Genomic DNA, 13049 nt, shown 5'->3' with positions numbered 1-13049 from the left:
ACGTTCCCCTTACCTGGCGTTCTTTGGGCTGACATAGAGCACGCCCAGGGCGCAAATCAGTGCGCCAATAAAGACGCTCGCCAGGTAGCCCACCACATTGGTTGCCAGCGGCCAGCCCCAGATGGCAGGCAGAGGCAGCGTCTGCTTCACGCCAAGTGCAATGGCGATTAGCGCGCCGGCAACGGCACCGGTCATGAACACTGGGATCAGACGTGGGTTTTTCAGGATGAACGGGATCGCGCCTTCGGAGATCCCAATCACGCCCAGCAGCAACGAGGTACTCCCGACGGTTTTCTCTTCCCGGCTGAAGACATCCGGTAGTCCAAAGCGGCCGTTGAGAAACGCCGCAAAGCCGACGCCAATAGAGGGGATCACGATGGAGAGTTCGCGGGCGGTGAGATCAAACGTTTCGCTCATGCCATTCAGGCCGAGCGCGACCGAGCCTGCCGCCTTGTTGACCGGACCGCCCAGGTCGAACGCGGTGCCCGCGGCGATCATCGCGGAATAGAATCCGCGCCCGGTGTCACCTGCCGAGGTAAAAAAGACCACCATCAGCTGGTTAAGCGAGCCAAAAATCGGGTTGATCAGGTATTCCATGACCATCACCAGCGTAATGCCGGTGATCAGCGGGACGATCAGCATGGTCTTAATGGTGGTGAGCTGCTGGCGGACGTGAATGGAATCATTCAGCCAGCGCACCAGATAGCCTACAAAGAAGCCGATGCCAATCGCGCCAAAGAAGCCGGACGGCATAAAGCCTTCGATATCGAAGAAGCGCTTGTAGACCTCGTCTGACATGATGCCGCCGATAAGCCCGGGGATCAGCGCCGGTTTACCCGCAACGGAAAATGCCAGATACATGGCGAAAACAGGATACATGAACTTAATGGTCATAAAGCCCACTTTATCCAGCACGCTGAACGGCGAGTGGTCGATGTTAATAAACTGGCCGGTGATTTTGGCCGTTGCCATCATCAGCCCGCCCATGACCACCACTGGCAGCATATAGCTGATGGCCGCCATGATATGGCCGATAAAAGTCTGGTAAGCCGAACGCGGAAGATCGTCTTCGTCTTCGACGGTAGTGGAGGTGACGTTTTTTTCCATGGCCAGCGCCTGACGTAGATAGCGATCGGTATGCTTAATCAGCTCTTGCGTGCGGGTCTGAAGGTGGGGAACGTTTTCAAAGCGCTCGGCATCCTGAATGGGAACGTCGGTTGCCAGTATAATGGCTGTGGCGGAGGCGATATCCTGTTTCGTTAAGCGGTTTTTAACGCCATCGCTGCCCTGCGTTTCGACCTTTACCTCGATATTGTGCTCTTTAGCCCATGTAGTAATTTTATTCGCCGCCATAAAGGTGTGCGCAATGCCTGTCGGGCAGGCCGTCACCGCGACAACTTTTTGTTTCGTCATTGTCATAATTCCCTGGATGTGAAAACAGGGAAAGTATAAAGAGAACCTAAACCGGTTTTTAATGTTTGCTAATACTAATTACGTATCGTGATACGCGTAAATGCAATGTGTGAAGCGTCTTCCAGAGACTATTTCCCCGTTGTGTTAGTATCATGCCGGGATTAAACAGGGCGTAATTTATGAATTCATTCCAGGGAAGTGAACGTTTGATATTTGAATACATTCAGCATCACGCATGTAATATTTCTAATATATCGGCAAAAGAGATTGCCCGTGATACCTTTACGACGACAACTTCCGTTAATCGTGTGTGTAAAAAAATGGGCTATAAAAGTTATACCGAGCTTCGGTATCGTTTTTTGCGCGATCATTTTACACCCGCACCCGTAGAGCCTGACGTAGGGCCGCAGGCGGACGATATTGTGGCGGAGGTGTCCAGGTTGCTTACCCATTCCAGCCATATCTATCTGTACGCACGGGGAGCCTCGCTCACCAGCCTCAATTACCTGTCGCGATTTTTATCGCTGGCGAGCCTGCCGCATCTTATTTTGAATGACATGCACCAGCTGACACGGGTATCGAAGGGGACGCTGGTGCTGATCAGTAAATCCGGGGAGACGCAGTCGCTGATTGAAATGGCGCGTAACGCGTTGCGCAAAGGGTTAAAGATTATTGCGATTACCCGCGAGGGATCGACACTGGCGGCGATCTCATCGCTATGCTGGCCGTTACCGATCGACATTAACGCGGTATCGCTGTATCAGCGGGAAGGGCAGCTTGAACTATTAAGCGCCGTGGACCGTATCGGCTGCAGGCTGCTGCAGCACGATACGGTGTAGTCAGACCGTCAGAGTTGCTTCACTATCCCCAGACGTACGGCATAATCATTTTCATGACTGCCATCGGCAGTGATGTAGGTTTTATCCAGTGAAACCAGCTCGACGTAAGGCGTCCAGCCATCGTCGAGCTTGTAGTTGAACGCAACGGTATGCTCCCAGTAGGTGTCATCCCCGGTTCCCTGATCGACATCATCCTGCCAGCGGAAGCGCGGGTTGTAGGACATACCGAATTTGCCAATGTTATACGCGAACCAAATGTCGAACTGGTGTGACTGGCGGCGGGTGTAGCCGCTGCCGTCTACTTCTTTGTCGCTGTGTGCGTCATTGACGGTGTTATAACGGTAACGGGCGGAGAGGTTCAGACCGTTATCGAACGCTTTCCAGCCCTGAATAAAAGGGCGGTAATGGGTATTGCTGGCGGTGAAAACCGTCACCATGCCAGGCGCAACGGCGAAGCCATTACCCAGATCGAAGCGCCAGCGCGTTTCAATCTCCTGTGCTGCTTCCGTTAACCCTTTGTCATCGGGATTATATCGGTCGGTATCACCAAAAAAGGTATCGTTGTGGTTTTGTGCGGCTTCAACGGAGAAGTAAAAACCGTTATTTGCCTGATGCATGACCTTAATACGTGAATCATTTACGTCTGAGCGCGTATTATGACCAAATCGAAGGTCGACGGATGTATTTCCGCACCATCCCTGCGTGCTTAATAATAATGCGCTAATACACGTTGCTTTAATAATTGTCTTTTTCATCATATCCTGCCGAGGTTATTTAATTGGCAGGGCTATTTTTATTTTTGGCACAGCGTGATGTAAAAGTTATCGTCGTACATTTAGCGTATCGCTAAACATAAAAAAGGAGATACAGCATGCTGTATCTCCTGGTATTTATTCCTGCACCCACCAGATGGCTTCAAACGGGCGCAATAGCCGCGCATTGGGGCGGGAGGGAACGTCATCATAGTTGCCGAGAGCGACCCGCCAGGCGCCCTGTACCGGGTCCGGCTGCCACTGCTGGCGTTCCCGGCTCAGGTTCGCCACCACCATCAGCGTCTGCCCCTGCCACTGGCGGCGATAGCACCACAGGGAAGGGTGTTCCGGCAGGAGATCCTCATAATCCCCCCACGTCAGCACCGGCAGGGTTTTGCGCAGGCGAATCAGCGACTGGTAGGTGTAGAACACCGAATCCGCATCGTCCAGCGCCGCGCGGGCGTTCACGGTTTCGTAGTTATCGCAGACGCCAATCCACGGCTCGCCCTCGGTAAAGCCCGCGTTGTGCGACGCGTCCCACTGCATTGGGGTTCGCCCGTTGTCGCGGGACTTGCTCGCCAGAATCGCCAGTAATTCATCCGGCTCGCGGCCGCTGGCGCGCAGTTCGGCGAACATGTTCAGACTTTCCACGTCGCGGTAATCGGTGATGCGGCTCAAGTGCGGGTTGGTCATGCCAAGCTCTTCACCCTGATAGATATACGGCGTGCCCTGCATCCCGTGCAGCACCATGCCGAGCATTTTCGCGGCGTGAATCCGGTATTCTCCTTCGTCACCGAAGCGCGACACGATGCGCGGCTGGTCGTGGTTACACCAGAACAGCGCATTCCAGGCTTTGTTGTGCATCCCCTGCTGCCAGTGGCGGAAGAGGGTTTTCAGCGCCACGAAGTCCGGCTTCGCCTTCGTCCACTTTTCGCCGCCGGGGTAATCCACCTTCAGATGATGGAAGTTAAAGGTCATCGACAGCTCGCGCCCGTCGAGAGACGCATACTGCTGGCAGTTCTCCAGCGAGGTCGAGGACATCTCGCCTACCGTCATCAGGTTGCGCGGGGTAAAGACGTCGCGGCTCATCTCCTGGAGATATTCATGAATGCGCGGCCCGTCGGTATAGAAGCGGCGACCGTCGCCGATGTTGTCGTCAGGGAAATCCTGATCTTTTGAAATCAGGTTAATGACGTCCAGACGCAGGCCGTCGACGCCGCGATCGGCCCAGAACTCGCACACCTTTTTCAGTTCGGCGCGCACGGCCGGATTCTCCCAGTTGAGGTCCGCCTGCTCCGGGGCGAAGAGGTGCAGATAATACTGCTCGCTCTCGGCGTGCCAGCGCCAGGCGTTACCGCCAAACTTGGAGCGCCAGTTGTTGGGAAGCTGCTCCGGCGTGCCGTCTCGCCAGATGTAGAACTGGCGGTACGGGCTCGCTTTGTTCAGCGACTCGCGGAACCAGGCGTGCTGGGTTGAGGTGTGGTTAAACACCATGTCCAGCACGATGCGAATGCCGCGCGCGTGCGCCTCAGCGACCAGCTCGTCGAAATCATCCAGCGTGCCGTAGGCCGGATCGATGGCGGTGTAGTTCGCCACGTCGTAGCCGTTGTCCACCTGCGGAGAGATATAAAACGGCGTCAGCCAGATGGCGTCAATGCCGAGGGTTTTCAGATAGTCCAGACGCTGCGTCACGCCGCGTAAATCGCCGGTGCCGCTGCCGGTGGTGTCCTGGAAGCTCTTTGGGTAAATCTGGTAGATGACGCCGTTCTGCCACCAGTGAGGAAGGGTATTCATAATGCGTTCCTGCAAATGCGAAGGGGCGCAACTGCGCCCCGAAAGATGAAGTTAAACAATCTGCAGCGAGCCCTGACGGAACTTACGCTGGTAAACCACGGTGGTCAGCGCCATTGGGACGATGATGGCGATGGCCATTGCCAGGGCAAACACCTGCCAGTAAGCGGGCTGGATGGAGAGGATGCCCGGCAGGCCGCCGACGCCAATCCCGTTCGCCATCACGCCGTTCAGTCCACACACCAGGCCTGCCAGACCGGAACCGATCATCGCGCAGAGCATCGGGAAGCGGTATTTCAGGTTGATACCGTACATTGCCGGTTCGGTGACGCCGAGGTAGGCGGAGATGGCCGCCGGAACGGAGATCTCGCGTTCGTTGTGCTTGCGGCTGACGAGAATGATGCCGGTCACCGCGGACGCCTGAGCAATGTTCGACAGGGCGATAATCGGCCAGACCGGCGTGCCGCCGAGGCTCTGGATCATCTGCATATCAATCGCCAGCGTGGTCTGGTGCACGCCGGTGATCACCAGCGGGGCGTACAGGAAGCCAAACAGCGCGGCGCCAATCGGGGCGAAGCTGCCGGTCATCAGGTGACGCACCGCGAAGGCCACGCCGTCGCCAATCATGCGGCCAAACGGACCGATAAAGGCATGCGCCAGGAAGACCGCCAGAATCAGCGAGCACACCGGCACCACCACCAGATAAAGGTAATCCGGCACGATGCGTTTCAGTCGGGTTTCAATAAAGCCCAGCGCCAGGCCCGCCAGCAGGGCCGGAATGACCTGCGCCTGATAGCCCACTTTGGCGATGCTAAACAGGCCGAAGTTCCACACCTCTGGCACCTGTTGACCAAGTAAGTAAGCGTTCATTAACTGCGGAGAGACCAGCGTGACGCCGAGTACAATACCGAGGATCGGCGTACCGCCCATCTTGCGCACCGCGGACCAGCAAATCCCGACCGGCAGATAGAAGAAGATCGCTTCGCCAATCAGCCACAGGAAGTCGTACACGGTTTTCAGCGCCGGGTACATCTGCGCCAGGGTCTTGCCGTCGCTCATCGGCACGTCGCCGATGACGTTACGGAAGCCTAAAATCAGGCCTCCGCTGATCAGCGCCGGCAGCAGCGGGAAGAAGATCTCCGCGAAGTGGGAAATCAGCTGCTCGTGCCACTTCATATTCTGGCGCGCAGCCTTCTTGGCCTGCTCTTTATCCGCCGCGCTGTGCCCGGTGGTCGCCAGCAGAGCCTGATAGTAATCGCCCACTTCGGTACCAATCACCACCTGGAACTGACCGGCGTTGGTGAAGCAGCCTTTTACCATGGAAAGCTCTTCAATCGCCTTCGGGTTCGCTTTGGCCGGATCGTTCAGCACGAAGCGCAGGCGGGTAATGCAATGGCTAACGGTTGCGATGTTTTCGCGGCCGCCGACCAGGACGATCAGCTGATCGATATCTGCTTGTTTGACTTTACTCATCATGAAACCTCATGACAGATGGTGAGGGGGTGTAATGACCTGAGCGCAAGCCTACTCCTTCAGCGTGACGGCGAAAATGGGAACGTTCCCGAAGTCGGGCGAAGATCACAATAAACCGATTGGTGGGGGTTATGAAAGGTGGGCAGGAATAACGATCTGACGCGGCTCTGCGCGCCCGTTGATCTGCTCGATCAGCTGCGCGGCGGCCTGTCTGCCGGACTCAGCGTAGCCCGGATCGACGGTGATGATCTCCGGGTGCAAAAACTTCATCAGCGGCGTGCTGCCGACGCTCGCCACCTGCAGACCGTCGATACGCTGCTCCTGCAGATATTTACTCGCGCCCAGCGCCAGCGTATCCGTGGCGCACACCAGCGCGGTGGTCTGCGGCGTCAGGACGCTGGCGACCTGCTCGTAGCCCTGCTTCATGCCCAGCCCCGGCAGGGAGGCCACGGCGGAGAGGTTGTGCTTTTTGCAAAACGCCAGATAGGCCTCATGGCGTCGCTTGCCGGTGGTAACGTCCGCGTGCGGTACGCCGAGGAAGCTGATGTGGCGATGGCCTTCGTCAAACAGGCGCTGCATCAGGGTGATAATCGCCCCCTCGTCGTCATAGCAGACGGAGGCAAAACCGTGGGCATCGCGCGCCAGCAGCACCAGCGACGGCTGCCAGGGTTTCAGCATCTCGTCTTTAATGCCGGTAAAGCCGAACAGCACCACGCCGTCAATGTTGCGCCGCTGGAGCATCCCCAGATGCTCTTCTACCAGCTGGGGCGAGAACTGGCTCTCCATCATGATCGGGTCATATCCCTGTTCGTAGAAGGCGGGCAGCATGGTCTGCACGGCGAGGTTTTCAGACAGAGAATCCAGACGCGAGACAATGATGGCGACCACTTTGTCACTTTGCCCGCGCATGGCGCGCGCGGAGCGGGAAGGGGAAAAGCCGTGCTGATTCATGACCGCCTCAACGCGCTCGCGGGTGCGTTCGCTGACGCCGCTTTCGTTGTTGAGCACGCGTGAGACGGTCGATTTCCCCACGCCGCTTAAACGCGCGATGTCTTTAATCGTAAGGCGGTTCTGCATGCTGTATTCCCTGTAACAACGACAATGTAATGAATTGAGCCTAATGCTATAGCGCGATTTCGCTATGGGCTAAATCTGGTTTACGTTCGGTTTATTTGCAGGGGGGTATAATACCGCCCGAATCATCAAAAAGGGTACGCTTAAATCCTTATACTGCGCGGCGACACCCTACTTTTTACTTACCGGAGGCTTCATGGATCCCGATCCCACACCTCTCCTGAACGGGAGAATGCGTTCTTTCCGGTAAGCCAGCCTGTTGCTGACTCACCGGTGATGTGAGGCAGCAGCGTCCCAAACGTTCCTGCTTGAAAAATTGAGTGCCTCTCAGGTACGGCTTTGCCACGCCTGAAGGAAATGCTGCGTCCGCCTTTGCGGATGCGGAGGAATGACGATGTTTAAAAATATCACCCGGCAGCTGCAGGCCCTGCTGAGCCGCCACCTGCCACACCGTCTTGTTCAGCGCGACCCGCTGCCAAACGCCAAAAACATGGCGGGGGCGGCGATCCCCGCGTCCCTGACCGAACGCTGCCTGAACGTGGCGGCGATGGATGAAAACGAAGTCTGGCGCGCCTTTGGCGGACACCCGGAAGGGCTGAACGCGGCAGAAGTGGAAAAAATCCGCGCCGTGCATGGCGATAACCTCATTCCGGCGCAAAAGCCCTCTCCGTGGTGGGTGCATCTGTGGCTCTGCTACCGCAACCCGTTCAACCTGCTGCTGACCGTGCTCGGCCTCATCTCCTACGCGACGGAAGATCTGTTTGCCGCAGGGGTGATTGCCCTGATGGTGGGCATCTCCACGCTGCTGAACTTTATTCAGGAGGCCCGCTCCACCAAAGCGGCGGACGCCCTGAAGGCGATGGTCAGCAACACCGCGACCGTCTCGCGCGTGATCAACGATCTCGGCGAAAACGCCTGGGTGGAATTGCCTATCGACCAGCTGGTGCCGGGCGATCTGGTGAAGCTGGCCGCGGGGGACATGATCCCGGCGGATTTACGCATCATCCAGGCGCGCGATCTGTTTGTGGCGCAGGCTTCCCTGACCGGCGAATCCCTCCCCGTTGAGAAGGTGGCGCGCAGCCGCGACCCGCAGCAGATGAACCCGCTCGAGTGCGACACCCTGTGCTTTATGGGGACCACGGTCGTCAGCGGCACCGCGCAGGCGATTGTCACCGCCACCGGGGGCAACACCTGGTTTGGTCAGCTTGCCGGGCGCGTCAGCGAGCAGGAGAGCGAGCCGAATGCCTTCCAGAAAGGGATTGGCCGCGTCAGCATGCTGCTGATCCGCTTTATGATGGTGATGACGCCAATCGTGCTGCTGATCAACGGCTACACCAAAGGCGACTGGTGGGAAGCGGCGCTGTTCGCGCTCTCCGTGGCGGTCGGCTTAACGCCGGAAATGCTGCCGATGATTGTGACCTCTACGCTGGCGCGCGGGGCGGTGAAGCTCTCTAAACAGAAGGTGATTGTCAAACACCTCGACGCCATCCAGAACTTTGGCGCGATGGACATTCTCTGCACCGATAAAACCGGCACCCTGACGCAGGATAAAATCGTGCTGGAGAACCACACCGACATTTCCGGCAAAACCAGCGAGCGCGTGCTGCACAGCGCGTGGCTGAACAGCCACTACCAGACCGGGCTGAAAAACCTGCTCGACGTCGCCGTGCTGGAAGGCGTGGACGAGGAGGCCGCCCGCACGCTCTCCGGCCGCTGGCAGAAGGTGGATGAGATCCCGTTCGACTTCGAGCGCCGCCGTATGTCGGTGGTGGTGAGCGAGCAGCCGAACGTGCATCAGCTGATCTGCAAAGGGGCGCTGCAGGAGATCCTCAACGTGTCGACGCAGGTGCGCTATAACGGCGACATCGTGCCGCTGGACGACACCATGCTGCGCCGCATCAAGCGCGTCACCGACAACCTCAACCGTCAGGGGCTGCGCGTGGTGGCGGTGGCGAGCAAGTTCCTGCCCGCGCGGGAGGGGGATTACCAGCGTATTGACGAATCCGATCTGATCCTCGAGGGCTACATCGCCTTCCTCGATCCGCCGAAAGAGACCACCGCCCCGGCGCTGAAGGCGCTGAAGGCGAGCGGTATTACCGTGAAAATCCTCACCGGCGACAGCGAGCTGGTGGCGGCCAAAGTGTGCCACGAGGTTGGGCTGGACGCGGGCGACGTGGTGGTGGGGAGCGATATTGAACGTCTCTCTGATGACGAACTGGCGAAGCTGGCCCAGCGCACGACGCTGTTTGCTCGCCTGACGCCGATGCACAAAGAGCGTATCGTCACCCTGCTTAAGCGAGAAGGGCACGTGGTGGGCTTCATGGGCGACGGCATCAACGATGCGCCCGCCCTGCGTGCGGCGGATATCGGTATCTCCGTAGACGGGGCGGTGGATATTGCCCGCGAAGCGGCGGATATCATTCTGCTGGAAAAGAGCCTGATGGTGCTGGAGGAGGGCGTGATCGAAGGGCGCCGTACCTTTGCCAATATGCTCAAGTACATCAAGATGACCGCCAGCTCCAACTTCGGTAACGTCTTCAGCGTGCTGGTGGCGAGCGCGTTTCTGCCGTTCCTGCCGATGCTGCCGCTGCACCTGCTGATCCAGAACCTGATGTATGACGTGTCTCAGGTGGCGATCCCGTTTGATAACGTGGACGACGAGCAGATCCAGAAGCCGCAGCACTGGAACCCGGCAGATCTTGGGCGCTTTATGCTGTTCTTTGGCCCGATCAGCTCCATCTTCGACATCCTGACCTTCTGCCTGATGTGGTTTGTGTTCCACGCCAACACCCCGGAACACCAGACGCTGTTCCAGTCCGGCTGGTTCGTGGTGGGGCTGCTGTCGCAGACGCTGATTGTGCATATGATCCGCACCCGCCGCATTCCGTTCATCCAGAGCCGCGCCGCATGGCCGCTGATTATGATGACGGGCATTGTGATGGCGCTCGGCATCGCGCTGCCGTTCTCACCGCTGGCAAGCTACCTGCAGCTGCAGGCGCTGCCGCTGAGCTACTTCCCGTGGCTGGTGGCGATCCTCGCCGGTTATATGGTGCTGACCCAGATGGTGAAAGGGTTCTATGCGCGTCGGTATGGGTGGCAGTAACGGCAAGCCCGGTGGCGCTGCGCTTACCGGGCCTACGATCCGAACGTAGGCCGGGTAAGGCGAAGCCGCCACCCGGCAATAGCTTTCCTCCCAAATTCAACAACCTGTGATCTCCGTCGGCGCATTCGCTTGACGACAAATTGAGCGCATGTTAACAGAATGTTTTGCCTTTATTTGGCCCGTCAGATAAGGAACATTCATGTTACGGTACAGCCTCTTAACCGCCGGGCTGATGCTCGGCGCCTCTGCCTTTGCCGCCCCGGCAGGGGATCTCCCCTTAATGCCCTGGCCTGCGAAGGTCGAACGCCCGACCACCCAGGGCGCACTGGTGCTTAGCAACAACGTTTCTGTAAGCGTCAGCGGGGACGATCTCGGTGATGCGGTGAACCGACTGCGCCAGCGCATCGCCCTGCAAACCGGCTGGACGCTGCAGCCTCAGGCTGAAAAGCCAGACAAACCAACTATCCGCATCGCCATCGCTAAAAAGGTGAAGCCGCAGCCGCTGCCGGACAGCGATGAAAGCTATAAGCTCACGGTGGACGCCAACGGCGTGAACATCTCTGCCAACACCCGCTTCGGTGCCTTGCGCGCCATGGAAACCCTGCTCCAGCTGGTGCAGAACGGGGCGGAAAACACCTCGATCCCGTGGGTGACCATTGAAGATTCACCGCGCTTCCCGTGGCGCGGGCTGCTGCTCGATTCGGCACGCCACTTTCTCCCGCTGCCGGATATTAAACGTCAGATCGACGGCATGGCCGCGGCGAAGCTCAACGTGCTGCACTGGCATTTGACCGACGACCAGGGCTGGCGCTTCAGCTCGAAGCGTTATCCAAAATTAACCCAGCTTGCCAGCTACGGGCTGTTCTACACGCCTGAGCAGATGCGCGAGGTGGTGCGTTACGCCGCCGAGCGCGGCATTCGCGTGGTGCCGGAGATCGACATGCCGGGCCACGCCTCGGCGATTGCCGTGGCCTACCCGGAGCTGATGAGCGCCCCGGGGCCGTACGCCATGGAACGCCACTGGGGCGTGCTGAAGCCGGTGCTGGATCCCACAAAAGACGCAACTTACGCTTTTACCGACGCGATGGTCAGCGAACTGGCGGCGATCTTCCCCGATCCGTATCTGCATATCGGCGGCGACGAGGTGGACGACAGCCAGTGGAAAGCGAATCCGGCCATCCAGCAGTTTATGCGCGACAACAGGCTGGCGGACAGCCACGCGCTGCAGGCGTACTTCAACCGCAGGCTGGAAACGATCCTCGAGAAGCATCACCGCCAGATGGTCGGCTGGGATGAGATCTACCATCCCGATCTGCCGAAAAGCATTCTGATCCAGTCCTGGCAGGGCCAGGACGCGCTGGGGCAGGTGGCGCAGAACGGCTACAAGGGCATTCTGTCGACCGGCTTTTATCTCGACCAGCCCCAGTCCACCGCCTATCACTACCGCAACGAGATCGTCCCGCAGGGGTTAAACGGCGTGGATGTGATAGCGGACACCGACAGCGCCCAGAGCTGGGCCTTCTCCATGCCGCGCCTGAAGGGCAAGCCGGTGGAGGGGAGCTTCACGCTGGTGAAAGGGGAGGCCGGCTGGCGCGGGTTTATTGATTTTGCCGGGAAATCCCGCCGCGCGGTGCAGGATATTGAATGGCGGGATGACAATCAGGTGACCTTCACCGTCGATACCTGGATGGGCGAAACGCGCCCGGTTGTCACCGTTGATAACGACAAACTCTCCGGTTATTTCCTCGTCGGGAATACGCGCTACCCGATTAGCGGCACGCGTCTGGACGACGTGCCGAAAGGCGTTCCGCCCGTCGTGCCGGACGTGGCGAACCAGTCCAACCTGCTCGGCGGCGAAGCGGCGCTGTGGGCGGAAAACGTGGTGGCGCCGGTGCTGGATATTCGCCTGTGGCCGCGTACGTTTGCGGTGGCGGAGCGGCTCTGGTCCGCGCAGGACGTCAACGACGTCGACAACATGTACACCCGCCTGCAGGCGATGGACAGCTGGTCGACGGTGTCGGTCGGGCTGCAGCAGCATACCCAGCAGCAGGTGCAGTTCACGCGCCTCACCGGTAATGCCGACACCCTGCCGCTGCAGGTCCTCGCGCAGGCGATTGAACCGGCTCAGTATTACACCCGCCAGCACCTGAAGTTCCAGGCCGGAAACTACCATCAGTTCGAGCCGCTCAACCGCTTTGCGGATGCGCTGAACGCCGAAAGCACCACTGTGCGCCAGATGCACAAGTGGGCGGACCGTCTGGTGAGCGATGCGGAAGACACGGAAAGCGCCGACGCCCTGCGCCACGTCTTTAACCGCTGGCAGAGCAACACCAGCGACGCGCTGGCCTTAAGCGAAAACAGCTATCAGCTGAAGGCGATGAAGCCGGTGATCCAGGAGGTGGATAAGCTGGCGTCGATTGGCCTGCGGCTCACCGACCTGGTGGCGCGTCAGGGCACGCTAGATGACAAAGAGATCGCCTCGATTCAGAGCGAGCTGGATAACGCGGCGAAGGTGCAGGACGAAGTGGTGATTGCGGCGGTGTACCCGCTGGAGACGCTGCTGCGCGCCACGCGGAATCAGTAGCAAGCAACAAAAAAGGCAGC

Annotated in this window: 8 protein-coding genes; 3 read left to right on the top strand and 5 right to left on the bottom strand. The window is 58.7% G+C overall.

The features are described from left to right. Window positions 1-9 precede the first annotated feature (9 nt). Window positions 10-1413, bottom strand: coding sequence for a PTS fructose transporter subunit IIC (locus PI91_RS01815; protein ID WP_025911989.1), 1404 nt, complete (start codon window positions 1411-1413; stop codon window positions 10-12). Window positions 1414-1592: 179 nt separating this feature from the next. Between PI91_RS01815 and PI91_RS01810 the strand changes: the two genes are divergently transcribed. Next, a complete protein-coding gene (locus PI91_RS01810; protein WP_032675840.1) occupies window positions 1593-2252 on the top strand; it encodes a MurR/RpiR family transcriptional regulator in 660 nt (219 codons plus the stop codon). 8 nt (window positions 2253-2260) lie between these two features. Here the strand turns inward: PI91_RS01810 and PI91_RS01805 are convergent, their stop codons facing one another. From PI91_RS01805 to treR, 4 genes are all read right to left on the bottom strand, one after another. Beyond that, window positions 2261-3007 carry an oligogalacturonate-specific porin KdgM family protein gene (locus PI91_RS01805; RefSeq protein ID WP_023293417.1) on the bottom strand — a complete coding sequence of 249 codons (747 nt, stop codon included), beginning with the start codon at window positions 3005-3007 and terminating at the stop codon, window positions 2261-2263. A 135-nt stretch (window positions 3008-3142) separates the two neighbouring features. Next, window positions 3143-4798, bottom strand: coding sequence for an alpha,alpha-phosphotrehalase (gene treC, locus PI91_RS01800; protein WP_039265341.1), 1656 nt, complete (start codon window positions 4796-4798; stop codon window positions 3143-3145). A gap of 51 nt (window positions 4799-4849) precedes the next feature. Next, a complete protein-coding gene (gene treB, locus PI91_RS01795; protein ID WP_039265387.1) occupies window positions 4850-6268 on the bottom strand; it encodes a PTS trehalose transporter subunit IIBC in 1419 nt (472 codons plus the stop codon). 129 nt (window positions 6269-6397) lie between these two features. Further along, window positions 6398-7345: a trehalose operon repressor TreR gene (gene treR / locus PI91_RS01790; protein WP_021240675.1), complete on the bottom strand. Its 948-nt coding sequence runs from the start codon at window positions 7343-7345 to the stop codon at window positions 6398-6400. 391 nt (window positions 7346-7736) lie between these two features. Here treR and mgtA point away from each other — a divergent pair, with 391 nt between their 5' ends. Further along, window positions 7737-10445 (top strand): magnesium-translocating P-type ATPase, encoded by a 2709-nt coding sequence (gene mgtA / locus PI91_RS01785; protein ID WP_032664564.1) that lies wholly within the window; start codon window positions 7737-7739, stop codon window positions 10443-10445. A gap of 199 nt (window positions 10446-10644) precedes the next feature. Continuing rightward, window positions 10645-13029, top strand: a complete 2385-nt coding sequence (locus PI91_RS01780; protein ID WP_039265340.1) for a beta-N-acetylhexosaminidase — start codon at window positions 10645-10647, stop codon at window positions 13027-13029. Window positions 13030-13049: the final 20 nt, after the last annotated feature.

The sequence above is a fragment of the Enterobacter sp. FB genome (assembly GCF_000805795.1).
In the GTDB taxonomy this organism is placed as follows: Bacteria; Pseudomonadota; Gammaproteobacteria; order Enterobacterales; family Enterobacteriaceae; genus Enterobacter; species Enterobacter roggenkampii.
The sequence above is the reverse complement of the archived record's forward strand: the minus strand, read 5'-3'. Positions and strand labels throughout refer to the sequence as shown.